Raw genomic sequence first — 24,543 nt, 5'->3', positions numbered from 1 at the left:
GGGGACGAGGGCGACCCTCGACACCGGACACGTCGGGTGCGCTTCGACATTCGTCGACTGTCGAAGCAGGACGAGGGACGGTCCGCCGCACAGTTCAGGGCGCGCAGGAAGAAGCGCCGGGCGCAGTAACGCGATGCGGCAGTCACGCGGTGCGGTATCCGCCGTGAAGAGCCACCGCCCCGCCGTCAGCTCCCTTGGCGCCCTGGACGATGCGCGAACCCTCGGGCAGCACGACCCCGCCCTCGTCGTCCATGACCGTGCCCAGCACCCAGGCCTCGACGCCCGCCTCGCGAACCATTCGCACGACCTCGTCTGCCCCGGCCTCGCCAACCACCGCGACCATGCCCACACCAAGGTTCAGCGAGTCCTCGAGCGCCTCCCACGAGACCTCTCCCCCACGGCGCACCCAGTCGAAGACCGGCGGCACCACCCAGGAGCCGCGATCCGCTGTGGCCACGAGGCCGCGCGGCAGCACCCGCGACAGGTTCGCGCCCAAGCCTCCGCCCGTGACGTGCGACAGCGCATGGACACCGCCCTCGCCCACCCCGAGCGCGTCGATGAGGTCCAGGCACAGTTTCGTGTACAGGCGGGTCGGCTCCAGAAGCTCCTCACCCAGGCTCCGACCGAACTCGGCCACATGCGCCTCCAGCGGCAGTCCGACACGGTCCACCACCGCGCGAACCAGTGAGTACCCGTTCGAGTGCAGGCCCGAAGACGCCATGGCAACCAGTACGTCACCAGCCACGACGCGCTCGGCCCCAAGGATGCGCGAGGCGTCGACGACTCCCGTGGCCGCACCGGCGATGTCGTAGTCGTCCGGATCCATGACGCCGGGGTGTTCGGCGGTCTCACCGCCCACCAGCGGGCACCCGATGGATTCACAGGCCTGCGCGATGCCGCGCACGATGTCGGCGATCCGTTCGGGAACCACTTGGCCGCACGCGATGTAGTCGGTCATGAGAAGCGGGCGGGCACCGACCACGACGATGTCATCGACGACCATGCCCACCAGGTCCTGCCCGATGGTGTCGTGCACGCCCATCTGGCGCGCCAGTGCAATCTTCGTGCCGACACCGTCGGTGGAGGTGGCCAGCAAGGGGCGCTGCATTCCGAGCAGTGCGGAGGCGTCGACCAGGCCCGCGAATCCGCCGGCCGCGCCGAGCACCGTGGCGTCGTGCGTGCGCGCCACGGCGGCCTTCATCAGCTCGACGGCGCGGTCTCCGGCGGCGGTGTCGACTCCGGCGCTGGCGTAGTCGAGGGGGGTCTGCTGGGTCATGGGATCCTCCGGGGCGGGTGGTGTGGGAACGAGGGCGGGGTGGGCGGGTGGCAAGGGTCGGGGGGCGAGGGCGGAGCGGTGCGGGGACGAGGAGGACGGACGATTCTCACGAGGGAAGGTTGTCGCCGGTGGTGGTGGCTCCTGCGGGGATCGACTCCGGGTAGTCGCCGTTGAAGCACCCCATGCACAAACTGGTGCCCTGGTTCGTCGCCTTGACCATCCCCTCCAAGGACAGGAAGGCCAACGAGTCGGCGCAGATGTGCTCACGCATCTCCTCCACCCCCATCGACGAAGCCAGCAGCTCCTCCCGCGTCGGGAAGTCGATGCCGAAGAAGCACGGCCACTGCACAGGAGGGGAGGAAATGCGCACGTGGACCTCGGCGGCTCCGGCCTCGCGCAACATGCGCACCAAGGCGCGCTGGGTGTTGCCGCGCACGATCGAATCATCGATGACGATGAGCCGCTTGCCCTCGATCACCTCGCGCAAGGGGTTGAGCTTCAGGCGAATGCCCAGCTGACGCAAGGACTGGGTCGGCTGGATGAAGGTGCGCCCCACGTAGGCGTTCTTCACCAGCCCCTGGGCGAAGGGGATGCCCGACTCCTGCGCGTAACCGATGGCGGCCGGCGTACCGGACTCGGGCGTGGGGATCACCAAGTCGGCCTCGACCGGATTCTCGCGCGCCAGGAAAGCACCCATCTCACGCCGGGCGGCCACGATCTGCCTGCCGCCGATCCTCGTGTCCGGGCGCGACAGGTACACGTACTCGAAGACACAGGTGTTCGCCCGGGTGATGGCGAAACGAGTCAGGCGCACCCCCGTGTGGTCGACGGCGACGAACTCGCCCGGCTCGATCTCACGGACGAAGGTCGCGCCGCACAGGTCCAGCGCGGCGGTCTCGGAAGCCAGGACCCAGCCTCCACTGTCCAGCCTGCCCAGGACCAGCGGCCGGTACCCGTGCGGGTCGCGCGCGCCGTAGAGCGTGTGCTCGTCCATGAAGACCAGCGAGAACGCCCCGCGCAGCCGGGGCAGGACCTTGAGCGCCGCGGCGACCAGGGCGCCGCCGGCCGCCCTGGCCTCGGGGACGAGGTCCGGGGCCACCACCTCCGGTGCAGGGATCCTCTTGGCGGTGCCCACGAAAGGAAGAGGGCCCGGCAGACGATCAGCCAGGCCCAGCAATGCGGTCACGACAGAGGTGTCCGTGGTGGCCCCACGGGTGACGTCGTCGCCGTCGTCGGCGACCGAGAGAGCCAAGTGACGCAGTTCCCCGGTGTTCGTCAGGTTCCCGTTGTGGCACAGGGCCAGGGTGCCCGTCGGTGTGGGCCCCAGGGTCGGTTGGGCGTTGCGCCACGTGTCCCCGCCAGTGGTGGCGTATCGGACGTGCCCCAACGCGATGTGTCCTTTGAGACCCTGCAGGGTCTGCTCGCTGAAGACCTGGTTGACCAGTCCCTTGTCCTTGTAGACGAGGATCGACTCGGAGTCGGTGGCGGCGATTCCCGCGGACTGTTGGCCGCGGTGCTGCAGGGCGTACAGGGCGAAGTAGGTGAGTCGGGAGACGTCCTCTCCGGGGGCCCACACCCCGAACACGCCGCACTGGTCGTGGGGGTGGTCGTCCTCGAAGATCTCCTGTGTGCTCATCGGCGAATCCGTCAGAACCTGAGGTGAGGTACGCACGGTGTCACTGTCTCACACCGGCAGGGCGCCGGGCCACCTCGTCCACGAGGGCGACGCCAGCGCGCCGTCGCCCTCGTCCTGGCTCTCGCACACGCGTGGGACAATGGGCGCATTCCCCACCCACCCGCCGACCCGCCGACCAGGAGGTGGAATGGCCACGCCGATCCTCACAGTCGTCAGCTGGGTGCTCGCCCTTTTCGTCAGTGCCTTCGGTCTGCTGTCCCTGGGCCGCGGCACCTGGCACCTGTGGCGGCAGATCTCCGCCGGTCACAGCGAACCCGGTCGCTTCGCCCACTTCGGGCGGCGAGTGCGGTCGCTGGTGACCACGGTGCTCACCCATCGCGAGTTCCGCTCGCGCCCGTGGGTGCGGGCGGCGCACTGGCTGGTCATGGTCTCCTTCGTCCTGTTGTTCCTCACCCTGGTCTCGGCCTATGCACACCTGCGCGACCAGTTGTGGCAGCTGCCCCTGATCGGCCGCTTCCCGCTGTGGGAGTGGATGGTGGAGGCGCTGGCCTGGGCGGGAAGTGCCGCCATGGTCCTCCTCATGGTCGTACGCGCACGCGCCGGGTACGGCAGCGTCGAGGAGGCTGCCCTGTCCGCCTCGGGCAAGGGCGAGGGTGGGACCGCCGGCTCCTTCACCTCCCCACGGGGCGGGCGCGCGGATGCGCCGGCCTCCCGTTTCCTCGGTTCGACCAAGTGGCAGGCGCTCTTCGTCGAGTGGGTCGTCCTGCTGGTGTGCGTGTGCGTGGTGCTGTTGCGCGGACTGGACCATGCGCTGACCGCATCCCTTCTCGCACACGAGGACGCCGCCACGTGGTGGCACTTCCCCCTGACCGGCTGGATCGGGACGCTGCTCGGCCCGTCGGGCCTGGCACTGTCCGTGACCACTTTGGCCAATGCCATCGTCGTGCTGTCCCTGTTCAAGATCTGCGTGTCGATGGTGTGGATGATGGTCGTCGGCGCCCAGACGTCCATGGGAATCGCCTGGCACCGTTTCACCGCCTTCTTGAACCTGCTCACCAGGCGCAGTCCCGACGGGCGCAAGTCCTTGGGCCCTGCAGCGCCGATGCTGGTGGAGGGGCGGATCGTCACCTCACCGGAGGTCTTCGACGACCTTCCCGAGGACGCGGTCCTGGGCGCCGGTTCCACGGCCGACCTGTCGTGGAAGGACCGGCTGGACCTGTACTCGTGCACGGAGTGCGGCCGGTGCCAGGAACTGTGCCCCGCGTGGAACACGCGCAAGCCGTTGTCCCCGAAACTGCTCATCATGTCGATGCGCGACCATGTCGAGTCGGCCTCACGCCTGGAGATCACCCAGCGCGAGGTGACCGACGGGGAGGTCCCCGGGGGCCTGGACCACCTGGAGGAAATCGAATCCGAGGGCCGTATGCTGCTGGAGAAGGGCGCTGAACCGAGCCCTCACTCCTTCGACCTGGTCCAGGCCCTGTCGGCTGCCGGGGCCACCGGCGAGACCGGGGTGGCGCCTGTGGCGGGTCCGCTGGTGCCCGACGTGGTCAGCGAGGAAGTCCTGTGGGACTGCACGATGTGCGGCGCATGTGTGGACCAGTGCCCGGTGGACATCGAGCACATCGACCACATCCTTGACCTGCGTCGCCACCGGGTCCTCATGGAGGCGGCGTTCCCGCGTGAGCTCGGACGGGCCTTCCGCGGCATGGAGTCCAAGGCGAACCCCTACAACCAGCCGGCCCGCAAGCGCATGGACTGGGCAAAGGGACTGGACTTCGACGTGCCGGTGGTCGGTGTGGACGTCGAGTCCGCCGACCAGGTCGACTACCTGTTCTGGGTGGGCTGCGCCGGCGCCTTCGACGACAAGGCAAAGGCCACCTCGGCTGCTGTCGCCGAGCTGCTGCACACGGCGGGGGTGAGCTTTGCGGTCCTGGGTTCGGGCGAGTCCTGCACGGGTGACCCGGCGCGCCGGGCCGGCAACGAGCCCCTGTTCCAGATGCTGGCCGCTCAGGCGATCAGCGCCTTGGAGGAGGCCCGTGCGCAGCGCATCGTCGTGAGTTGCGCCCACTGCTTCAACACGATCGCCGGAGAGTATCCGGAGTTGAATGGGCATTTCGAGGTCGTGCACCACACCCAACTGTTGAACCGACTGGTGCGCGAAGGAAAGCTGCGTCCGGTGGCCGCTCCCGAGGAGCAGCGTCGCACGGTCACCTACCACGACGCCTGCTACCTGGGGCGCCACAACCGCGTCTACGAGCCGCCGCGCGAACTGGTCAGCGCCCTGCCGGGAGTGGACTTGGTGGAGATGCCTCGCAACCACGAGCGCGCCATGTGCTGCGGGGCAGGCGGCGCCCACGCGTGGTTCGAGGAGACCCGCGGCATCCGCATCGCCGACGCTCGCATGGTCGAGGCCGCGCAGACCGGCGCCGACGTGGTTGCCACCGCCTGCCCCTTCTGCTCCCAGATGTTGGGCTCGGCCACCGGGTCCTCGGCGGGTTTCGCCTCCACCGCCGCTTCGGAGGAGGGCGGGGCTGCGGGGGGCGCATCCGTGCGCATGCCCGAGGTCCGCGATGTGGCAGTCATGCTGCTCGAATCCGTCAGGCGCGGCCAGGGTGGCCCGTCGGAAGCGGACAAGGGCGGCGCACCGGCCGATCGCTGAGCGTCGGTCAGGGACGCAAGCCCGCAGCCCGCATGAAGGCGTGAGCCCTGCGGTGCCCATCGGCCAGCGGCGCGCCCCACCGGTTCCACGCGTGGACGCCGAGGCCCGCGGACAGGACTCCCACTGTGAGGCTGGTGGTGGCCCCGAGGACGCTGACTGCCCCTGTGAGGACGAGCAAGGCCGAGATGGTCAGGTCCAGGACGGTGGCAACGCCTGCCACCAAGGTCAGGCGGCGTTCGCTTGTCGCGGACACTGCCACCGTTGCGGCGGCGCCGGCGAAGGCCAAGGCACTCACATGCATTCCGGAGGACCACAGAGTGGCCATGCCGACCAGCCCGTTGACGACCCACGCGAGGCCCATTGCCACCAGCACCGCCCAGGGCTTCACCGCGTCGGAGCCCCGACGCAGCACCACATGCGTGGCGCCCACGCACGCCGCCGCCCCTACGGGGCCAAGGAGCAGTTGGACCAGGGTCGAGGACAGCGTCCACAGTCCACCGCCGACCAGTGAAGTCGCGACCACCACGGTGGCGACCGGCCGCGCAGCGACCATCAGGGGGGCCAGCACCATGACCAGGCAGGTCAACACAAGGGCCGCCACCAGTGATTGGGCTCGCCACGGCAGGGCGCGAAGTCCGTCGGCGCGCCGAGTGCTTTCCTGCGGCCACCCGGGGGCGGGTTCGCCGCTGCCGGTGGTCGCGTCGAATGTCCTCGACGTGCCCGCCGAGGGCGCAGTGCGGTCCGCGCGTTGGGCGTAGGGGCCGGCCGGGGGCGTCTCGTCCTCGAAGACGAGTTCCACCTCGACGATCTCTGCGTCCTTTTCCACCACGGTCATCTCGCCCCCTTCCGGCTGTTCGCATCTCCGATTCCACCCATGGGAACTGGAAACTTGCTGGAAACAGTCTGTGACGGGGCGATGGTCACGGTCCTGCCGTCACGCCCTGGGCGAAAACGCGGACCCTGGTGGCCGTGTCGCAGTGGTCCTGGACGACAAGAGGGGCCGGTGAGGAAATCGCCCCCGTCAGCCAAGACCCACCAGGAAGCCGTCCTCGTCCAGGATGGCTCCACCGACCGCCCCTTGGACCAGGGCGGCTGCGCGTTCGATGTCGGCGGCGGCCCGTACCCGTTCCAGGCGTGCGGCGCGGGTCAGGCCGTGCCGTGCGTCCGGCACGGCGCTGGAGGTGGCCGAGGACGAGGGCGCACCCGAGACTCCCTCGGCAGGCAACCAGCGCAGTTTGTACTCGATGATCGGCCCGGACGCCCAGGTCTCCCAGCGCAGCGCCTGGGGAACGACCTCGCCGGCGGGACGCACCTCAAGGGCCATTCGGGACTTGTTTCCGACGGGAGTGACCAGCGAGTATCCGTCGAGCAGTTGTCCTGCCTCCAGGTCGCGCCGTCGGTCCGACTCGATGGCCCGGGCGACCTCGGCGGGCACTTCGGGCAGGCCTTCGCGCACTGCGTCCACACGCTCAAGGTCCCTGCGCTTGGGGATGGCGTGTCCGCGTTCGGGGACGATGTCGCGGGCGTCGATCGTGTCCGGGAACTCGGTGACGAGAAGGGCCAGCGCCTCTTCGGGGTCGAGCCAGCGCGGCGCATGCACGGTCAGGGAGACCGCCGAATCCGGGTCGGGTTCGATGAGCACGCCGGAGCCTGCGATCCGAATGGTCCCTGCCAGCCGCCGGGCCATCCGCTCCATGGTGAGCAGCATCTTGGCTTCGACCCCACAGGGAACCCCTTTCGGGAAGGCGTTGGCCCACCGGTCGAAGAGGTTGGGGCGCGGAGGGAACTGGGCGCGGTTGGGCGCGCACACGAGCAACCACACCGTGTCCTGTTCGGCGGGAATCCCGAATTCCCTGCGCAATTCGGTGGGCAGGGACCAGGGGCCTTCAAGTCGGGCTCCGCCGCTCAGCCGCAACGTGCCGGGGGCGGTCCAACCGGCCCCTTCCCACACCGACACGGCCAGCGCTTCGAGCTCATCGGGCTCCACCGTGGAGTTGACGGCCAAGAGGTGGTGGCCTGTGGCGGTGTGGCGGTCGATGGGAGCCAGGGGTGCCGTGCGTTCCAGGGGGGCCACCAGCGCGGCGGCCTGGTCCGCGGCGACATCCCCTTCGGTGCCGACGCGGAAGGCGTGGTCGTGGACGACGTGGGCGCCGAGGGCGTTGGTGGTGGTGTCGGTGAGGATCACCGAGGACGAGGTCGTCGTCGAGGTCAGTGGGTCGAAAGCGACCACGGGTGTGGCCCCGGTGTTTCCGAGGGCGGGAAGTTCTCCGGTGCCGTTGGCCCTCCCCGGCGTCTTTCCGGCAGTGGAGGTGGTCGAGGTCGGGGCTTCTGCCCGGGCCATCCTCTCCTTGAGGGAGCGGCGCACCGGCGCACCTGTGGTGTCGGGGGTGGAAGTCATCTTTCGATCCGTGTCCTGGTGAATCGCATGTGTGAACGGGATGCTGTGGGACCGCGCTGGCCCTGGTAGTGCGAGCCGATGGTTCCCGACCCGTAGGGGCGGGCTGCCGGGCAGGACAGGTCGAAGAAGCAGAGTTGTCCGATCTTCATCCCGGGGTGCAGCAGGATCGGCATGGTCGCGGTGTTCGACAGCTCCAGGGTGACGTGTCCGCTGAAGCCCGGGTCGATGAAGCCCGCGGTGGAGTGGGTGAGCAGCCCCAGGCGTCCGAGGGAGGATTTGCCTTCGAGTCGTGCGGCGATGTCATCTGCCAAGGTGACCATCTCGTAGGTCGATCCCAGGACGAATTCGCCCGGGTGCAGCACGAAGGGCTCGTCCGGGCCGACGTCGACCAGGCGCGTGAGTTCGGACTGGTCCTGGGCAGGGTCGATGACGGCATAGCGGTGGTTGTCGAAAAGGCGGAAGAGCCTGTCCAGGCGCACGTCAATGCTGGCAGGCTGGACCAGTCCACGGTCCAGCGGGTCCAGGGTGATCCGTCCGCAGTCCAGTCCCGCTTCGATGTCACGGTCGCTGAGCAGCATGTTCCGATTCTTCCACAGCCTGCGCTGGGCCTCGCCTCCGCGGGTGCATGGATGAGGGCCGTGGGGTTGTGCCCTGCCTGCACAGGACGGCGACAGCCTTTCGTGCGCGCATGGAGGTGGGGCCGGTTGCCGACGCAGACGCGTCGGCAACCGGCCCCGGTCTCGCAGTGTTCGACTCAGACCAGCGGCTGGCCGTTCGAGTCGGTGCCGTACATGCCCTTGCGCAGGATCACCATGATCAGGGTGACGAAGACCCAGATGCTCACGGCGAACAAGATGAGCATGCCCAGGCCCGAGATGACGACTCCGGCCATGTTGGGCTGACCGGTCTCCACGTTGATGCCCATGATGCCGCCGATGAAGATGAACGCATAGCCGACGACGAGCGCGACGATCTTGTAGATGGCGATCTTGACGTGGCCGAGGTAGAAGTCGGCTCCGCCGATGCCTCCGAGGAAGAAGGCGAGCAGCATGGCGACGACATGGGACTTGGCAGGGGGCTGTCCGGGAACGGGGGCGGTCATGATTCACTCCTTGCGTGATGGGATGACGTTCACGGGAGACTGTATAGGAACTGGGAGGTCGGTTCCAGTGCAACATGTCACAGGGGGCCTCGCAAACACTCCTTGACCTGCACCTGGACACGGCGAAGGGGGCGGCCCGCCCGGGCCGCCCCCACCTTTCGATGCTCGAACTGTGGTCAGTTCTGGACCAAGGGTGTGCCATTCGCATCGGCGGCGTAAGGAGCCTTCTTCATGGCAATCATCGCCAAGGTGTAGATGTTCCAGACGAAGCCGGCCATCATGACCACGAAGCCCACCAGGCCGAGCAGGCTGAAGAGGATGTTGCCGACCAGGTCGCCGAGGAAGTACGTCAGCGGCGCGATGAAGATCACAATGTAGCCACCGACGACCAAGCCGATCTTCATGAGTGCGACCTTCGTGTAGCCGAGGTAGAAGTCGGCCGCGGCCACACCTGCAAGGAAGATGGACAGGAGCAGTGCGACCATCCAGGACTTCGGCTGCGGGCTGGTCGAACCCACGTAGAAATTGGCGAGGAAGGCGGGTGAAACCTGCGTGCTCTGCTGGTACTGCGCACCTGCGCCGTAGGGGGCCGTCGGCGGCTGGCCGTAGGGAGCGGCTTGGGGCTGACCGTACTGCGGTGCAGCGCCGTACTGCGCGCCGGCGGCGTACTGGGGAGCCGCACCGTACTGCGGAGCCCCACCTTGGGGAGAGCCCTGCGGAGCCGGAGCTCCGTACTGGGGAGCTGCACCATAAGGCGAAGGCTGCTGGGCCGGATCAGCAGGAGCACCGTACTGCGGAGCCGCACCGTAGGTCGGAACGGCTCCGTACTGGGGCGGCTGCCCCTGCGCAGGATCGACTCCGGGCTGCCCGTACTGGGGCGCCTGGCCGTAGGGAGACTGGGGCTGTTGGCCCGGCTGAGTGGGATCGGGGTAGCTCATGTGGAGTGCTCCTTCAGAAAGTCACTGTGTCGCTGGCAATTGTTCCATGATCCACACCAAGGGCAAGCGGAGTGTGGCCTGCACCACGGGATGATTGTTCGTCGGACAGACATCGGGGCACGGACCAGCCGGTCCGGGCCCCGATGCGAACGATTGCCACTGGGTGTGCGATCGGTGGGTCAGCTTGCCAACGGCACGCCGCGGGCGTCGTAAGCATAGCTCCCCGAACGCGTGAGGATGAGAATCATCTCGATGAGCGACCAGATCCACGAGATGAAGCCCAGGAATCCGAAGCTCAGCAGGGTGATGAGCAGCTGTGCGACACCCTTTCCGGTGTTGCCGAGGTAGAAGTTGTGGACCCCCAGGGCTCCGAGGAAGAAGGCGAGAAGAGCAGCGGCGATCATGGACTTCGGCTGCACGCTCGGGTCGTAGACCGGCTGCTGACCTGCTGCGGGCTGGGTCCACGCCGCTTGGGGGGCACCGGCCTGACCGTAGGGCTGTTGCCCGTATGCGGCTTGGTCATAGGGCGCCTGCCCGGGTGCGCTCTGGCCGTACGGGGCCTGCACGTAGCCGGCCTGGGGGTCGAATGCCGGAGCCGGGGCGCCTTGGTCCACGGCGGACTGCCCGTACGGCGCCTGAGCGTATGAGCCCTGGTCGAAGGCCGTTGGCGCCGCAGTGGGCTCACCAGCCGCAGTGGGCTCACCAATGGTGGGAGCGGCATCGGTTGGGGTGGCTTCTGCCTGGAAGTCAGTTGTCGGCACCTGCTCGGCGGCTGCCTCGAGTCCCTGCCCCAAGTCGGGCGCCTGCTGTTCGGCGGGCACCTCCGGAAGCGCCCCTTCGGGCGTCGAGGGCTGGACGGGATCGTTCGAACTCACGGGGTTCCCCTTCGGGTCTTGGAAGAAACTACCTGTCCATGGTGTCACACTCGGCCAACGCCCGGTATGGGGGTCCGCCCTGAAGCCACCCTGATGGGTTGACGACGACCTCATAGGATCTGGACACACCTTCCGGACATGGATCGGGAGGAAGACGCGAAGGAGGCAGGGTGCCGGATGCAGACGAGGACGGCGGAGGTGCCGGCCTGCGCGACCAGGTTGCCGCGACACTGTCCCGGTGGTTCGCCCGTGAAGGCCGTGATCTGCCGATGCGCCGACCGGAGGTGTCCCCATGGGCAAGTCTCGTCTTCGAGGTCATGAGCCACCAGACGCCGATCCCCCGCGTACGCCCGATCTGGGAGCAGTGGATGCAGCGCTGGCCCACCCCCGCCGACTTGGCGGATGCGTCACCCTCGCAGGTCCTGGTCGCTTGGGACCGCCTGGGGTACCCGTCTCGCGCCCTGCGTCTGCGCGAATGCGCAGAGGCCATCCGACGCCGACCCGGGGGCGAGGTCCCCGCCGACATCGACGAGCTGCTGACCCTGCCAGGTATCGGCCCCTACACGGCCAGCGCCTTGGCGGCCTTCCAATTCGAGCAGCGTGTGCCGGTGCTGGACACGAATGTGCGCCGCGTCCTGCACCGGGTGTTCCTGGGTGAGCGATCGGCGCCTTCCGGGCAGCCCTCCACGGGCGAGGTCGCCCACGCGACCCGCCTGCTTCCCGAGGATCGTCGCGAGAGTTCCCAGTGGAACCTGCATCTCATGGAGTTCGGCGCCCTGGTGTGCACCCAGCGCCGCCCCGCGTGCAACCGGTGCCCATTGAGAGCCCGGTGTCGGTGGGCGCGGGCAGGGTTCCCGGGGCAGGTGGCGCCGCTGCGCACCCAGGCGTGGGCGGGGACGGATCGTCAGGCGCGAGGCAAGGTCATGGCGGTTCTGCGCGCACGCCACGCGACGGAAGGCACCGCGGGACTGTCCCGGACCGAGGCCCTGGAGGCCGCGACCCTGCCGGGGGCCGACCCCGCTCAGGCACAACGGGTGTTGGAGGCTCTGGACGCCGATGGGTTGGTGAGGGTGGATCCGGGGACCGGGGCGGTCACCTTTCCCTGACCCGGGGCCCGGATCGCGTGAGGTCCGAAGGCGCGGCGGCCCCCTTCGGTCAGACTTCCAGAGGCCCGGTGAGGTAGCGGTTCAGGGTCGGACCGGCCAGGCGGACGATCGTCTCCGGATCGGCGTCGGCCAAAGGACCGAAGGCCACGATGTAGCGGGCCATGACGATGCCGAGGATCTGCGATCCGGCAAGGGTCAGGCGCAGGCGAAGTTCAGCCTCCGTCCTGGCCCCGCTGCCCTCGGTCATGGCGAAGAGTTCGCCTCCGAGGAAGTCCAGGAGGATCTGCCGGGACTCCTCGTCGGTTCCCACCGAGCGGATCAGCCCGATGTAGGCCCGCCCGGCCTCGGTGTCGTCGAGGAAGTTCAGGACGGTCCGCAGGTAGGCCTCACCCAGTTCGGCGCCGCCCATGACGGCCTCGAAAATGGTGTCGGCCAGGCCGGAGGACACGAAGACCTGCGACATCACCTCTTTGGCCAGGCCCGCCTTGGAACCGAAGTAGTAGTGGATGAGTTTCGGCGCCACTCCGGCCCTGGCGGAGATTCCTCGAAGGGTCGCCGCATGCACCCCCTTTTCGCTGAACTCCGCCACCGCCGCATCCACGATGGCGCCGCGCAGGTCGGCGGTCTCGCCCCTGGGGCCGCGACGAGGGCGACCCGCGGTCGGCGGTGTGGGGTGCGCGCCGTTGGCGTCCTTCCCCATCGCTCACCCCCTTCCCCGTGTGCGGGCCCGACGGATCCGCGCATGTGCCTTCAGTTGATTCTTCCATTGACGAGGGCGGAGTGGTACCCTGATTTCGTCACGTGGCGAAATCAGGGTGAGGGGGTCTCATGAACGCCATGATTCTCAAGGAGTTCCGCGAACTCCGCCGCGACCGCAGGACCCTCGCGATCCTCGTGTTCATGCCATTCATGCTGCTGCTCGTCTTCGGATACGCAGCGAACTTCACCGTCGAATCCACCTCCGTCCTCGTCACCGGGCCCGCCGCCAACTCCCTGGCCGAGGAACTCAAGGACAACCAGGCCGCCCGCGACGACCTCGTCATCACCACCACCGAAGCGGATCTGGAAGAGTCCGCCATCGAAGGGCTCATGCGCAGCGGCCAGTACGTGGCCGTCGTGCGTGCGGAAAAGAGCGACACCTCCACCCCCATCGCCGCCCGCACACACCTGTGGGTGGACGGCTCCCAGCTCTTCGCCGCACAGGCCGCCACCGCTTCCTGGATGCAGGTCCTGTCCCAGGACGTCCAAACCCGGATCGAGGACCTGCGTGCCCAGGCCGAGCAGGCCCGCGCCACCGCCGAGGACGCGCGCGCCCACCTGGACGAGGTCCGCGCGGAGGCCCCCCGCGTGCGCGAACAACTCGAACGCCTTCAGTCCTCCGCCGCGCAGTTCCGATCCCTGGCCCAAACCCTGCAGGTCCTGCGAAGCGACCCCACCGCCCTTGCCCGCGGCACAGTGCCCCTTCCCGACCCGCAGGCCCTGGCGAACCTGCCCGACCCCACGCAGATCGTCGACCTCATGGCCTCCGGGAAACTGCTCGAACTCACCGACCTGCCGGAACTGCCCGAGTTCCCCGACACCAGCGCCCTGGACATCAGCAGCCTGGACACGGACCAGATGGTCACCACCGTGTTCAACCCGGACCTGAAGACCTCATGGGTGATGATCCCGGCCCTGATCGGCCTGATCCTGGCCTTCATCGGCATCATCGTCACCGCCATCGGACTGACCCGCGAGCGCGAGGCGGGAACCATGGAACAGCTTGCCGTCATGCCCCTGTCCCCCGGCGCCATCATCGGCGGCAAGGTCGCCCCCTACCTTCTGCTGGCCCTGCTGGATGCGGGCATCATCACCGTGGCCGCGGTGTGGATCTTCGGTGTCCCCTTCCGCGGGTCACTGCTGCTGTTCTCACTGCTGTCCTTCATCTTCCTCTTCGTCGTGTTGGGGATGGGCATCCTCATCTCCTCGATCTCACAGAACACGGGGCAGGCGATCCAGGTGGCGATGATGACCGTCATGCCGCAGACCCTGCTCTCCGGCTTCGTCTTCCCGCTGGAATCCATGGCCGAGTGGGTGCGGTGGATCGGCTACTGCCTGCCGCTGACGTGGTTCGCCAAGGCCTCCACCGCGATCATGCTCAAGGGGGCCGGCCCGGCCGAAGTCGCCATGCCACTGGGAATCCTGTGCGTCATGGCCTTCGTGGTCTTCGGCGCAGCCATCATCCGCATGACTCGCAGCCTTCGCCGAGGAGGGGCCACACAATGATTCGCCTCGACGGCTTGACGATCACCCACGGGCAGGTGGTGGCCGTGGACCACCTGGACGCCACCTTCGACGCGGGCACCGTCTTCGCCCTCGTCGGAGGGGACGGTGCCGGCAAGTCGACGCTGCTGCGCACCTTGGCCAGGCCCCAGGGGCGCCGCCTGCCCGGGATCACATGCCCCGCGCAGCTGACCCAGGCGCGCATCGGCTACCAGAGTGCGGGCTCCGGAGTGTGGCCGAACATGTCGGTGCGCGAGAACCTGGAATTCGTCGCCGCCACCCACGGGTTCACGCGCACGCAGGCCGCAACCCGCACCACGGAGCTGCTCGAGGCCACCGATCTGGCCGGGGCGGCCGACCGTGTCGGCGCGCACCTGTCCGGAGGCATGCGACAAAAGCTCGGGGTGGCAATGGCCATGTTCCACCGACCCGACCTGCTGCTCCTGGACGAGCTGACCACGGGTGTGGACCCGGACTCGCGCAAGGTCGTCCAGCGACTCATCCGTGAGGCGGCCCAAGACGGGGCGTGCGTCGTCGTCTCGACGACCTACTTGGACGAGGCCGAAGGTGCCGACCAGGTCCTGCTGCTCGACGGCGGCCGCCTGCTGGCCAGCGGCACGGCCGGCCAGGTCATCGCCCTGACTCCGGGCAGCCTGTGGGCCAGGCCCGCCTCCCCCGGGCAGGCCCCCGACCCCGACCCCCGGGTCTGGCAGCGAGGACACACCCAACACGAGTGGACCCCCGCCGGCCCGTCGGCTCCCAAGGGCGCCGCCTCCGGCGCTCCGCGGGTGCTCAACGGAGCCGAGGCCGCCCACGTGGACCTGGAACTCTCCACGATTGCCTTCCTGCTGGCAGAAAAGTCGGGGGATGCCGACGCGAGCGGTACAGGCGGCAAGGACGAGAACGCGGATGCGGCCGCAAAAGGCAGGACACGAAAGCCCGCCACCCTTGCCCGACGGGCCACGGCGGATGGCAACGAACCTGAAGGCGCACCCCCGGGCCAGGACCGGGGTGCGCGCCAGCCGATCGTCCGCGCCAACGGCGTCGTCAAGACCTTCGGTGGCCTCACCGCGCTGGACGGCGTCGACCTGGAGGTCCGACCCGGGCAGGTCGTCGGCCTGGTCGGAGGCAACGGAGCAGGAAAGTCCACGCTCATCCGCCTGCTGCTCGGCCTCGACCGACCTGACCGGGGCACCGTGGAATTGCTGGGCGGGGCCCCCACTCGTCGAGCCCGCAGCACCGTCGGCTACGTCCCCCAGGCCCTGGGCATGTACAGTGCACTGACCGTCCTGGAGAACATGCAATTCATGCACTCGGTGTTCGCGGGCCGCCACAAGGCCGACCTGGCCGCCCTCGTCCCCGAAGGGATCGACCCGGACACAGCGGTGGGAGATCTGCCTCTGGGCGCCAGACGCCGGCTGGCCGTCGCCTGCGCACTCTCGCACGACCCGCAGCTGTTGGTCCTGGACGAACCCACCTCCGGCATGGACTCGCTCTCACGCGCGCACCTGTGGAAGGAACTGCGGCGAAGCGCGGCCCGCGGAGTCGGGATCCTCGTGACCACCCACTACCCGCAGGAGGCCGCCCAATGCGACGTCCTGGTGCGCCTGGAGGCCGGCCAAGTGGTGTCCACCTGACCGGCCCCGGGCATGGATTCAGGAACGGATCGCCTCGATCGGGCGGATCCTGACGGCGGCAAGAGCCGGGATGATGCCGCACAAGGCGCCCACCGACACCGCGATCCCGAGCCCCATGACGGCCGCCGACATCGGGAATGCCGGCACGTCCTGCAAGTAGATGCCCAAGTACTCGATCGGGATGTAACGCAGCGCCACCGCGCCGACGCCCACACCCATGATGCCCGCCACGAAGGTCGCAACCACCGACTCCATGAACACCGCGAAGAAGACGCGCAACGCGGAGGCGCCCATGGCGCGGCGGATGCCGATCTCACGGATCCGCTGACGCACCGTGACGATGGCGACATTGAGCAGGCCCATGGCGCCCAGCAGGATGACGATCCCGCCGATGACGCTGACAACCATGCGGAAGCCGGCCAGTTGCTCCTCATCACTGCTGCCCCCCGCCTGGCCGCCGTCTCCGCTGACCGTCCACCCCTCACCGAGGACCGAGGCCAGCGCCTTCGGCAGGGTCGAGCGGGCCCTGTCGGCCTGGTCCGGGCCGCTCCACACGAGCATCTCGGGGTAGGCTTGGTCGGTGCTCGGCTTGATGACCTGCCACGCCTCGTAGGGAAGGTAGATCTCCGGAGCCTCCCACTCCGAGGAGGACTTCACCACGCCCACCACCCGGTAGGTCAACTGCGTGTCGTCATTTGCGGTGAGGACCCACGGCCTACCGTTGTCCAGCTCAGGGCTTCCGAATTGCTTCCACAGGTTCTCGTTGATGACGATCGGGGTCAGACGCGGCAGGGAGTCCGAGGGCTGCAGCCAACGGCCCGCCAACAGACGCAGACGGAAGATCACGTTGTAGTCCGGATCCACTGCGGAAACCGTCGGCTGCTGGAATCCCCAAATGGGTGTGGGCACCGGCTTGTCGCGGAACATGCCGGTCGCCTCGACCTGCTTGAGTTCGCGGAACTCCAGACGGCCCTGCACCTTGCGGGACCAGTAGGGGATCTTGAAGCGCTCAGCCACCTGACGCATCGCCGGACCCACCGGATCGTTGATCTTGCCGGTGTCCGCCGTCGAGAGCGCACTCGACGTGTCCGTGTCGCCCTGCGAGTTCTGCGTGCCTCCCGCCACCGAGTCGATGAAGTCCTGGGTGATTCTGTCCTGGACATTGGTCTGCTCCGGTGACTCGGCGTCGCCGTCGGCGGCGACCTTTTGCGGTACGAGGTGCAAAGTCACCTGGCGACCGCTGTAGGCCTCCAGGATCTCCTTTTGCGACTGGACCATGAGGTCGCCCAGCGCCATGACCACCGAGAGCGCGGCCACCGCCGCGACCACGCCGACCAAGGACAGGATGACGCGGGTCTTCTGGACCTTGACCTCGCCCCAGGCTTCGACGAGGGGACCGAGGATCATGTTGAGGACGATCACTGGGCACCTCCGTGGTTCGCACGCCCGGATGACCTGGGCACAGTCGTGTGGGGGTCGTCGGCCGCACCCTCGTGTGGGCCGGTCTTCGGCGGGGTGATCGCCACCCGCCCCGAGGGCGCAGCGGGACCCTGGCCCTGCCCGTCGGGCGAGGCGGCCCCGCCCTCGTCGGCACCGGCACCCTGGCCGGGTCCCCGGTCCACCACGGGCGCGGGAGGCGGCCCGGGAAGGACGCCGTCGGAAGTCTCTGCGGCCCCACCCGAGAAGTGCAGAAGCGAGGACACGTCGCTCAAGAGGTGCAGCCGCCCCTCCCCCAGCTGCATGACGCGGTCCGCGCGCGCGGCCACGTTGAGATCGTGGGTGATGGTGATGAGCGCCGCATTGTTCTCCTGCGCCACCGTCTCCAGCAGCTCCATGATGACCGAGCCCGTGTTCGGGTCGAGGGCGCCGGTCGGCTCGTCGGCGAGAATCACCTTCGGCTGACGCACCAGGGCGCGGGCGATGGCGATTCGCTGCTGCTCACCGCCGGACATCTGGCCCGGGTAGGAGTCCAGGCGGTCCCCCAGCCCCACTCGCTCCAGCATCTCCGCACAGAGCTCTCGACGGCGCCAGAACATCGTGCCCATCGAGTAGAGCAGAGGCACTTCGACATTCTCCAGCGCCGTACGCGCAGCGAAGATGTTGAACTGCTGGAAGACGAAGCCGAAGGTGTCGCCCCGCAGTCGGGCGCGGCGGCCCTCGCCCAAGCGCACGGCGTCACGCCCGTTGATCGTGTACGAACCGGAATTCGGCTTGTCGAGCATTCCGATGATGTTGAGCAGCGTCGACTTTCCCGTACCGGATCGGCCGACGATCGACACTCTCTCACCCGCATCCACCGTCAGGTCGACCCCACGAAGGATGTGCAGGTCGGACCCGTCGGGCAGGACCACGGAGCGCGTGATCCCCGCAAGTTCCACGTAGGACATCGATCAGCCCTGACCCTCGCTCGCGCCGCCGAAGGGTTCACCCTCGACAGGGGTGCCTCCACCCTCGCCCCCGGTCACGCCGCGCTGCTTGTCCAGCTCTTCCTGCTTCTGGTTCGGCACGAACTCCAGGACCTCGTCGGTCTCCGCCAGGCCCTCGGCGATCTGGACGCGTTTGCCGTCGGTCAGGCCCAACTTGACCGGGACCTTCGTCGGCTCGGCGCCGTTCTCACCCGGCTTGTAGACGAAGCCCGTCTGGAAGCGGCCCTCGACGGCGCTGATCGGCAAGGTGAGGACGTCTTTGGCACTGCCTGCAACCAGTTCGACGCTGACCTGCAGGCCGGGGAAGACCTTCTGCTCCGCCGGGATCGCACACGTGGCCTTCACGCCGGTGGAGTCCGTGGACTCGGCAGGGGCCTGCGGCTGCTGGGGCTGCCGGGCCTGCTGGTTGTCGCCGTTGGCCTTGGGGGTCCCCAACTTGACGCCTGTGCACTGGAAAGGAGCCGGCCCGTTCTTGATGGTGATCGTCGCCGTTTCGGGCGCCGACTGGATGCGGTACAGCTGGTCGGCGCTCAATGGCGCCACGGCCGAGAAGGTCGGGGGCTGCACCGTGGCGACCGTGTCACCGATCGAGAAGTGCTGGCCCGTCAGGGCGCTCATGCGCAAGGTGCCGGCGCTGGGCGCGTAGATCGTGTCGTAACGGTAGGTCGGCTCCGGGGTGGTCTGGATGGGTTCGCCGGACTGGTTGACCTCACGGGAAGGCTCGGGCTGGATCGCCTTGCGGATCTCCAACAACGGATCCCCCTCAGCCACCACTGCGCCATCGGAGACGTGGACGACAGTCACCTCGCCGTCCAGAGTGGCGCGCGCGGTGGTTGCTGCGTCGGCTTCGATGGTCCCCTGGAGTTTCAAGGTGTTCGTGATGTCGCCCTTCTCCGGGGTGATCGTCAGCTCCCCGAAATTCGCCGACGGGTCCAGGGACTGTGCGCTCTCCTGCATCTGGGCGGGGAAGAACGCGAACTTCACCAGGGCGATGGCAATCACCACCCAGATCAGGGTCTTCACGATCGACATCACTGTGCCGAACCTGCCCGGCTGAGCGGCCATCTGCAACTCCTCAACTTCACGGTTTGGGGTCTCTGAGCAACGTTGACTCGATCACGCTAGCCCAGCACCACTGTCGGGAACGAATTCCAACAATGAATTCAGGGTCAAATCAGGGGCGCCTCAGGGGCGTCCCCGCCGGCTCTCGCCGGCGACCCGGGGGCTCCGACGCTTCGCGTGGACGTCCCCGCTGACATGCCGCTATCATGGTCGGCGTATCCCGTCAGCGGGAGGCCTGCGGGCGTAGTTCATCGGTAGAATGGAAGCTTCCCAAGCTTCAGAGGCGGGTTCGACTCCCGTCGCCCGCTCAGAGAGTCCACTTCCGCCCCAAGGGCCGTCGCCACGCGACGGCGGAGGCCTTCCCACATGCCACGCGTAGGATCGGGGGAGTGAGCCCACGCCCTGTCGTCGCTGCCGCGATCCTCGATTCCCTTGCACGCCCGACCCGGCTGCTCTGCGCGGCGCGGGCCCATCCGCAGGCCCTGCGTGGCCAGTTCGAATTGCCCGGCGGCAAGGTCGAGGAGGGCGAGGCCCCCGTGGCGGCCTTGGTTCGGGAGATTCGGGAGGAACTGGGCTGCGACCTCGTGCTGGGTGCGCAGGTGCCGGGGCCGGACGGGCAGTGGTGGCCGATCCTCCAGGGGCGCCGGATGGGTGTGTGGTTGGCCGAGGTGGCCCCCGATTCCCCCGCCCCGCGCGCGGGCAAGGACCATGTGGAACTGCGGTGGGTGCCCATCGGCGAAGTCGACTCCCTGCCTTGGCTGGCTCTCGACCTGCCGATCGCCGAAGCAGTCTCCACCGCATGCCGCACCCTCCTCCCCTTTCCATGAGATTCGGCGGCCGCCCGGAACAATGGGCCGCGTGACGACAGGTGGGCCACATCTGTCAGAATGTCCCCATGCCGAAGATCATCGGGACCACCCTGAGCGACCACCGTGAACTCACCAAGACGCGCCTGTTCGACGCCCTGAGCGAGCTCATGTCCCAACAGAGCTTCGACACCATCACCATGTCCCAGATCGCCCGCCGCGCCGGCGTGGGACGCACCGCGGTCTACAACCACTTCGCGGACAAGGAAGTCCTGCTGCTGGCCTTCATGCGCCAGACCACCTCCGAATTCGCCACCCACCTGCGCCAAGCCCTGGCGGACCAGGACGACCCGGTCGCCAAACTGCGCATCTACCTGCACTCCCACCTGGAGCTCACCGACAAGTTCCACCTGGCCTCCGGCATCAACCTGCGCTCGCAGATGTCGGCCACGAACTCCGAACAACTGCACGAGCACGCCGACATCGTCGGCCAGATCCTCCGAGACATCCTCGAAGAGGCCATGTCGACGCAGGTCATCCCCACCCAGGACCCGGCGCTGCTCGTCGCCCTCATCCACTCCACCCTTGCCGGCCAACACCTGCCCGCCGAACGCAAGGCCCGGGCCGCGCGCATCGCCACAGTCGAAACCTTCGTGCTTCGCGCACTGGGAGTCAGCCCCGACCTCGTCCCCGTACCCGCACCCACGGACGAGGACGACGCCCTCGCCCCCACGCAACCCCACGCGAGCGGCTCCCGCTCCAGCGCCTTCCTGCGCTGCCCGGTACGGCACTGACCACGGCCACTGGACCGGCCCGGACCCAACCTTCCACTCGTGCGGCCGGCGAACACGGAATAGGATCCTTGAGGCCGTCGTTGACACGAAGGACAGAGCCCCGAACCCCGATCCGAGGAAACGATCCATGGCAACCGTCGCCCTGACCAACGAGAACTTCGAGAAGACCGTCACCGAGAACTCCATCGTCCTGGTGGACTTCTGGGCCACCTGGTGCGGGCCCTGCCGCGGCTTCGCCCCGGTCTTCGAGGACGCCTCCGAGAAGCACCCCGACATTGTCTTCGGCAAGATCGACACCGACGCCGAGCAGCAGCTGGCCATGGCAGCGCAGATCTCCTCGATCCCCACGATCATGGCCTTCCGTGACGGCATCGCCGTCTTCCGCCAGTCCGGTGCCCTGCCCGGCCCCGCCCTGGAGGACCTCGTCAAACAGATCCGTGAACTCGACATGGACAAGGTCCGCGCCGAGATGGCCTCCGCCTCCGAGGGCTGACGCCACAACCCCGGAAACCCGCTGACGCACCGGACGCACCGGACACGAAAAGGACCACCCGACGATGAGCCCACCAGCAATCGCCGGGTGGTCCTTCGCCGTGGTCCTGGCACTGGCCCTGTGGGCGACCTGGCTGCGCCTGCGCCGCAGTGAGCGGGCGCGCCGTGCGGCCGAGGAAGAACTGCGAGTGCACACGAACCGCCCGGCCGTCATCGCCCACGAGATCCGCACCCCGCTGGCCCTGATCCGGGGCGCCGGTGAGCTGCTCGAAGAAGGCCTGGCGGGCGACCTCAACGACCAGCAGTCCCACTTCGTCCACACGATCACGCAGAACACCCAGCAGGTCATCGACCTCACCGAGTCGATCATCACCGACCTCAAACTCTCCACCGCCGGCTCCCTGGTCACCGAAGTGGTCGACGTGCGGGACATCGTCGCCACCACCGCCCGCGAGATGCGCCGCATCACCGCCACCCCCATCCACGTCGACGCCACCGGCGGAGTGCTGGCGATCCGTGCGAATGCGCCCATGCTGCGCCAGGTCGTGTGGAACCTCATGAACAACGCGTTGCGCCACGCCCACCCCGACACGACTGTCACCGTCTCGGTCAGCGGCACTGAGGACGGCGGCGCCCAGATCACCGTCGAGGACCGCGGCTCCGGCATCCCCGAGGACGAACAGCAGGCGATCTTCGCCCCCTTCGAGACCGGCTCCACCCATCAGGGGGGCTCCGGCATCGGCCTGATGGTCTCCCAACGGATCGTCAAGGCCCACGGAGGCCGAATCCTGGTCGACTCCTTGCCCGAACGCGGTACCGTCGTCCATGTGGTCCTGCCGGGAGGAGGGCAATGAGTCCGCACGCGTTGGCCGTCGACGATGAACCGCAGATGCTCTCGATCATCTCCTTCGCCCTGGAGACCCAGGGCTTCACGTGTGCGACCGCCCCGAACACCGCCCGGGCCTGGGACTACATGCGCGCACACCGGGTCGACCTGGTCATCCTGGACGTCATGACGCCAACGGGGTCGGGGATCGACCTGACCCGACGCATCCGCGGGGCGGGTTCGCATGTGCCGATCATCCTGCTGACCGCACTGGGCGACGAGGAGGACCGGATCGCGGGCCTGGAGGCGGGAGCCGACGACTACGTGACCAAACCCTTCAGCCCGCGCGAGGTGGCCCTGCGCGCCCAGGCGGTGGTGCGCCGCACGCTGCCGGCGGAGGAACACCGGTCGCTGTCCCTGGGGGATCTGCGCATCGACAGCGAGATGCAACGGGCCACATGGCGGGGGGCCGCGATCTCCCTGAGCCCGACCGAACTGCGGGTGCTCACCGTGCTGGCGGCCCATGCGGGCGCCGACGTGGCGTGGCGGGACCTGCTCAACGAGGCGTGGGCGACCAGTGACGCCGCCGGCGCCCACGACATGATCAAGTCGACCGTGTACCGCCTGCGCCGCCAGTTGGAGCGCGCGGGGATGGATCCGGGTGTCGTCCAGTCGGTGCGAGGGCGGGGCTACCGTTTGTCGATCCCGTCCTGAGGGCTCGTCCCCAGCGAGGACGGAGGCAGGGCCGCAGCACTTGGTGACAAACCTGTTCCCGAACGTCACCGTGGAGCACACCGACTGTCACCGTCCCAGGGCCACGATCGAAGGGTCCCACTGGGCTCTTCCACGAAGGAGACGACGATGTCTTCCAAAGGCCGTTCACTCGGCTTCCTGTCGGCGCCGCCCGCAGCGCCCCCTGTCGCCGCTGAACTGGTGCCCACGATGTACCGCAACTGGCGCATCAGCGCCTTCATGGGCATCTTCATCGGCTACGCCGGCTTCTACCTGATCCGGAACAACGTTTCCCTGGTGTCGGCCATACTCAAGGAGCACGACATCATGAACGCCGCCGGCATTGGCGTGGTCGCCAATGCCGTGCTCTTCGCCTACGGCCTGTCGAAGTTCTTCATGGCGATGCTCTCCGACCGCGCCAACGCCCGCTACTTCATGCCGATCGGCCTGGCACTGTCGGCAGTGATGAACCTGCTCATCGCCCATGTCCCCGTCCTGTCGGCCTCCATCGGCGTCTTCGCGGTGATGATGTTCATCAACGGCTGGTTCCAGGGCATGGGCTGGCCTCCCAGCGGCCGCGTCCTCGTCCACTGGTTCTCAACCTCGGAACGCGGGTGGATGACCTCGATCTGGAACTGCGCCCACAACGTCGGCGGAGCCGGAGTCGGTCTGCTGTCCGCATGGGCCCTGGAGCACTTCGCCACCGACGCGGCCGACTGGCGCCCCGCGTTCTCCGTGCCGGCCATCGCCGCACTGGGGGTGGCCGTCCTCGCCTTCTTCCTCATCCGCGACCGCCCGGAGGCCCTGGGTCTTCCCACCATCGAGGAGTTCCACGACGATCCCGCCAAGGTCGAGACCACCGGCGAGGAAACGGGCTGGCTGGACATGCTCTTCAAGCACGTGCTGACCAACCGGGTCGTCGTCCTGCTGGCTGTGACCAACGTCTTCATCTACACGCTGCGCTACGGCGTCCTGTCCTGGATCCCGGTGTACCTGACCGAACAGATCCACGGGGTCAACGTCAAGGAAGGCATCCTCGGCTTCGCCATCTACGAGGGCGCCGGCATCATCGGCACCCTGCTGTGCGGCTGGGTCTCCGACAAGGTCTTCAAGGGTTGGCGTTCCGGCGCCGGAATCCTGTTCCTCACGGGTGTCGGCATTGCGCTGCTCGCCTACTGGCTCATGCCCCACAGCGCACCGATCGGCGTGTTCTACCTGCTGATCGCCATCATCGGCGGCCTGATCTACGGCCCGGTCATGCTCATCGGATTGCAGGCCATCGACTTGTCACCGAAGAATGTCGCAGGTACGGCAGCGGGCTTCACCGGCCTGTTCGGCTACCTGTTGGGCGCCTCACTTGCCTCCTCCGGCGTCGGCTACCTCATCGAGTTCTTCGGCTGGAACGTCGCCTACGGCTTCCTGGTCGCAGTGGCCGTCGTCGCCGTTGTCCTCATGTTCGTCGTCGGCAAGGACGAGCGTCGACTCATGGTCGAACACCAGACGCGCGACTGAA

22 protein-coding genes and 1 tRNA gene are annotated in these 24,543 nt (G+C 68.1%); 11 read left to right on the top strand and 12 right to left on the bottom strand.

Annotated features, from left to right (window positions below):
- Positions 1-142: 142 nt before the first annotated feature.
- Together purM and purF are read right to left on the bottom strand one after the other, a co-directional pair.
- Positions 143-1,276: a phosphoribosylformylglycinamidine cyclo-ligase gene (gene purM / locus I6B53_RS01105; protein WP_216764463.1), complete on the bottom strand. Its 1,134-nt coding sequence runs from the start codon at positions 1,274-1,276 to the stop codon at positions 143-145.
- 106 nt (positions 1,277-1,382) lie between these two features.
- A complete protein-coding gene (gene purF, locus I6B53_RS01100) occupies positions 1,383-2,912 on the bottom strand; it encodes an amidophosphoribosyltransferase (RefSeq protein WP_216764462.1) in 1,530 nt (509 codons plus the stop codon).
- A 187-nt stretch (positions 2,913-3,099) separates the two neighbouring features.
- On the opposite strand from purF, the gene I6B53_RS01095 reads away from it, so the two are divergent.
- Positions 3,100-5,574, top strand: a complete 2,475-nt coding sequence (locus I6B53_RS01095) for a (Fe-S)-binding protein (protein ID WP_216764461.1) — start codon at positions 3,100-3,102, stop codon at positions 5,572-5,574.
- Between the two features lie 7 nt (positions 5,575-5,581).
- On the opposite strand, the gene I6B53_RS01090 is transcribed toward I6B53_RS01095, so the two are convergent.
- From I6B53_RS01090 to I6B53_RS01065, 6 genes are all read right to left on the bottom strand, one after another.
- Positions 5,582-6,409 (bottom strand): hypothetical protein, encoded by an 828-nt coding sequence (locus I6B53_RS01090; RefSeq protein ID WP_216764460.1) that lies wholly within the window; start codon positions 6,407-6,409, stop codon positions 5,582-5,584.
- Positions 6,410-6,595: 186 nt separating this feature from the next.
- Positions 6,596-7,972 (bottom strand): hypothetical protein, encoded by a 1,377-nt coding sequence (locus I6B53_RS01085; protein WP_216764459.1) that lies wholly within the window; start codon positions 7,970-7,972, stop codon positions 6,596-6,598.
- The gene (dcd, locus tag I6B53_RS01080) at positions 7,969-8,550 is read right to left on the bottom strand and encodes a dCTP deaminase (RefSeq protein WP_216764458.1); all 582 of its coding nucleotides are present in this window, start codon (positions 8,548-8,550) and stop codon (positions 7,969-7,971) included. The genes I6B53_RS01085 and dcd overlap by 4 nt, the downstream gene beginning before the upstream one ends.
- Positions 8,551-8,726: 176 nt before the next feature.
- Positions 8,727-9,074, bottom strand: a complete 348-nt coding sequence (locus I6B53_RS01075) for a TM2 domain-containing protein (RefSeq protein ID WP_216764457.1) — start codon at positions 9,072-9,074, stop codon at positions 8,727-8,729.
- A gap of 176 nt (positions 9,075-9,250) precedes the next feature.
- Positions 9,251-10,012 carry a TM2 domain-containing protein gene (locus tag I6B53_RS01070; protein ID WP_216764456.1) on the bottom strand — a complete coding sequence of 254 codons (762 nt, stop codon included), beginning with the start codon at positions 10,010-10,012 and terminating at the stop codon, positions 9,251-9,253.
- A gap of 179 nt (positions 10,013-10,191) precedes the next feature.
- The gene (locus tag I6B53_RS01065; protein ID WP_253953910.1) at positions 10,192-10,887 is read right to left on the bottom strand and encodes a TM2 domain-containing protein; all 696 of its coding nucleotides are present in this window, start codon (positions 10,885-10,887) and stop codon (positions 10,192-10,194) included.
- 170 nt (positions 10,888-11,057) lie between these two features.
- On the opposite strand from I6B53_RS01065, the gene I6B53_RS01060 reads away from it, so the two are divergent.
- Positions 11,058-11,993: an A/G-specific adenine glycosylase gene (locus tag I6B53_RS01060; protein ID WP_367880388.1), complete on the top strand. Its 936-nt coding sequence runs from the start codon at positions 11,058-11,060 to the stop codon at positions 11,991-11,993.
- Positions 11,994-12,042: 49 nt separating this feature from the next.
- Here the strand turns inward: I6B53_RS01060 and I6B53_RS01055 are convergent, their stop codons facing one another.
- The gene (locus I6B53_RS01055; protein ID WP_216764454.1) at positions 12,043-12,693 is read right to left on the bottom strand and encodes a TetR family transcriptional regulator; all 651 of its coding nucleotides are present in this window, start codon (positions 12,691-12,693) and stop codon (positions 12,043-12,045) included.
- A gap of 128 nt (positions 12,694-12,821) precedes the next feature.
- On the opposite strand from I6B53_RS01055, the gene I6B53_RS01050 reads away from it, so the two are divergent.
- Together I6B53_RS01050 and I6B53_RS01045 are read left to right on the top strand one after the other, a co-directional pair.
- Positions 12,822-14,258 carry an ABC transporter permease gene (locus tag I6B53_RS01050; protein ID WP_216764453.1) on the top strand — a complete coding sequence of 479 codons (1,437 nt, stop codon included), beginning with the start codon at positions 12,822-12,824 and terminating at the stop codon, positions 14,256-14,258.
- The gene (locus I6B53_RS01045) at positions 14,255-15,892 is read left to right on the top strand and encodes an ATP-binding cassette domain-containing protein (protein ID WP_216764452.1); all 1,638 of its coding nucleotides are present in this window, start codon (positions 14,255-14,257) and stop codon (positions 15,890-15,892) included. The genes I6B53_RS01050 and I6B53_RS01045 overlap by 4 nt, the downstream gene beginning before the upstream one ends.
- 18 nt (positions 15,893-15,910) lie before the next feature.
- On the opposite strand, the gene I6B53_RS01040 is transcribed toward I6B53_RS01045, so the two are convergent.
- The 3 genes from I6B53_RS01040 to I6B53_RS01030 are packed head-to-tail and all read right to left on the bottom strand — an operon-like array spanning position 15,911 to position 19,383.
- On the bottom strand, positions 15,911-17,314 hold the full coding sequence (locus I6B53_RS01040; protein WP_216764451.1) for an ABC transporter permease: 1,404 nt from the start codon (positions 17,312-17,314) through the stop codon (positions 15,911-15,913).
- Positions 17,311-18,279 (bottom strand): ABC transporter ATP-binding protein, encoded by a 969-nt coding sequence (locus I6B53_RS01035; protein ID WP_216764450.1) that lies wholly within the window; start codon positions 18,277-18,279, stop codon positions 17,311-17,313. The genes I6B53_RS01040 and I6B53_RS01035 overlap by 4 nt, the downstream gene beginning before the upstream one ends.
- A gap of 3 nt (positions 18,280-18,282) precedes the next feature.
- The gene (locus I6B53_RS01030; protein ID WP_216764449.1) at positions 18,283-19,383 is read right to left on the bottom strand and encodes an efflux RND transporter periplasmic adaptor subunit; all 1,101 of its coding nucleotides are present in this window, start codon (positions 19,381-19,383) and stop codon (positions 18,283-18,285) included.
- Positions 19,384-19,617: 234 nt separating this feature from the next.
- Between I6B53_RS01030 and I6B53_RS01025 the strand changes: the two genes are divergently transcribed.
- The 7 genes from I6B53_RS01025 (at position 19,618) to I6B53_RS00995 (ending at position 24,542) form a co-directional block, all read left to right on the top strand.
- Positions 19,618-19,688: transfer RNA gene (locus tag I6B53_RS01025), tRNA-Gly, on the top strand.
- Positions 19,689-19,769: 81 nt separating this feature from the next.
- Positions 19,770-20,207, top strand: a complete 438-nt coding sequence (locus I6B53_RS01020; RefSeq protein WP_216764448.1) for a (deoxy)nucleoside triphosphate pyrophosphohydrolase — start codon at positions 19,770-19,772, stop codon at positions 20,205-20,207.
- 68 nt (positions 20,208-20,275) lie between these two features.
- Entirely contained in the window at positions 20,276-20,980 is a 705-nt protein-coding gene (locus I6B53_RS01015) for a TetR/AcrR family transcriptional regulator (RefSeq protein ID WP_216764447.1), read from the top strand.
- Between the two features lie 127 nt (positions 20,981-21,107).
- A complete protein-coding gene (trxA, locus tag I6B53_RS01010) occupies positions 21,108-21,473 on the top strand; it encodes a thioredoxin (protein ID WP_216764446.1) in 366 nt (121 codons plus the stop codon).
- Between the two features lie 64 nt (positions 21,474-21,537).
- Positions 21,538-22,326, top strand: a complete 789-nt coding sequence (locus tag I6B53_RS01005; RefSeq protein WP_216764444.1) for a sensor histidine kinase KdpD — start codon at positions 21,538-21,540, stop codon at positions 22,324-22,326.
- Positions 22,323-23,012, top strand: coding sequence for a response regulator transcription factor (locus I6B53_RS01000; protein WP_216764443.1), 690 nt, complete (start codon positions 22,323-22,325; stop codon positions 23,010-23,012). The genes I6B53_RS01005 and I6B53_RS01000 overlap by 4 nt, the downstream gene beginning before the upstream one ends.
- Positions 23,013-23,159: 147 nt before the next feature.
- Positions 23,160-24,542 carry an MFS transporter gene (locus I6B53_RS00995; RefSeq protein ID WP_216764441.1) on the top strand — a complete coding sequence of 461 codons (1,383 nt, stop codon included), beginning with the start codon at positions 23,160-23,162 and terminating at the stop codon, positions 24,540-24,542.
- The last annotated feature ends 1 nt before the right edge of the window (position 24,543 follow it).

Origin of the sequence: Schaalia sp. 19OD2882 (genome assembly GCF_018986735.1) — a bacterium.
In the GTDB taxonomy this organism is placed as follows: domain Bacteria; phylum Actinomycetota; class Actinomycetes; order Actinomycetales; family Actinomycetaceae; genus Pauljensenia.
This window is presented reverse-complemented; position numbering and strand designations above follow the sequence as displayed.

Coding starts and splice junctions, on each gene's coding strand:
- purM (WP_216764463.1), bottom strand. CDS start 1,276: ATGACCCAGCAGACCCCCCTCGACTACGCCAGCGCCGGAGTCGACACC.
- purF (WP_216764462.1), bottom strand. CDS start 2,912: ATGAGCACACAGGAGATCTTCGAGGACGACCACCCCCACGACCAGTGC.
- I6B53_RS01095 (WP_216764461.1), top strand. CDS start 3,100: ATGGCCACGCCGATCCTCACAGTCGTCAGCTGGGTGCTCGCCCTTTTC.
- I6B53_RS01090 (WP_216764460.1), bottom strand. CDS start 6,409: ATGACCGTGGTGGAAAAGGACGCAGAGATCGTCGAGGTGGAACTCGTC.
- I6B53_RS01085 (WP_216764459.1), bottom strand. CDS start 7,972: ATGACTTCCACCCCCGACACCACAGGTGCGCCGGTGCGCCGCTCCCTC.
- dcd (WP_216764458.1), bottom strand. CDS start 8,550: ATGCTGCTCAGCGACCGTGACATCGAAGCGGGACTGGACTGCGGACGG.
- I6B53_RS01075 (WP_216764457.1), bottom strand. CDS start 9,074: ATGACCGCCCCCGTTCCCGGACAGCCCCCTGCCAAGTCCCATGTCGTC.
- I6B53_RS01070 (WP_216764456.1), bottom strand. CDS start 10,012: ATGAGCTACCCCGATCCCACTCAGCCGGGCCAACAGCCCCAGTCTCCC.
- I6B53_RS01055 (WP_216764454.1), bottom strand. CDS start 12,693: ATGGGGAAGGACGCCAACGGCGCGCACCCCACACCGCCGACCGCGGGT.
- I6B53_RS01050 (WP_216764453.1), top strand. CDS start 12,822: ATGAACGCCATGATTCTCAAGGAGTTCCGCGAACTCCGCCGCGACCGC.
- I6B53_RS01045 (WP_216764452.1), top strand. CDS start 14,255: ATGATTCGCCTCGACGGCTTGACGATCACCCACGGGCAGGTGGTGGCC.
- I6B53_RS01035 (WP_216764450.1), bottom strand. CDS start 18,279: ATGTCCTACGTGGAACTTGCGGGGATCACGCGCTCCGTGGTCCTGCCC.
- I6B53_RS01030 (WP_216764449.1), bottom strand. CDS start 19,383: ATGGCCGCTCAGCCGGGCAGGTTCGGCACAGTGATGTCGATCGTGAAG.
- I6B53_RS01015 (WP_216764447.1), top strand. CDS start 20,276: ATGCCGAAGATCATCGGGACCACCCTGAGCGACCACCGTGAACTCACC.
- trxA (WP_216764446.1), top strand. CDS start 21,108: ATGGCAACCGTCGCCCTGACCAACGAGAACTTCGAGAAGACCGTCACC.
- I6B53_RS01005 (WP_216764444.1), top strand. CDS start 21,538: ATGAGCCCACCAGCAATCGCCGGGTGGTCCTTCGCCGTGGTCCTGGCA.
- I6B53_RS01000 (WP_216764443.1), top strand. CDS start 22,323: ATGAGTCCGCACGCGTTGGCCGTCGACGATGAACCGCAGATGCTCTCG.
- I6B53_RS00995 (WP_216764441.1), top strand. CDS start 23,160: ATGTCTTCCAAAGGCCGTTCACTCGGCTTCCTGTCGGCGCCGCCCGCA.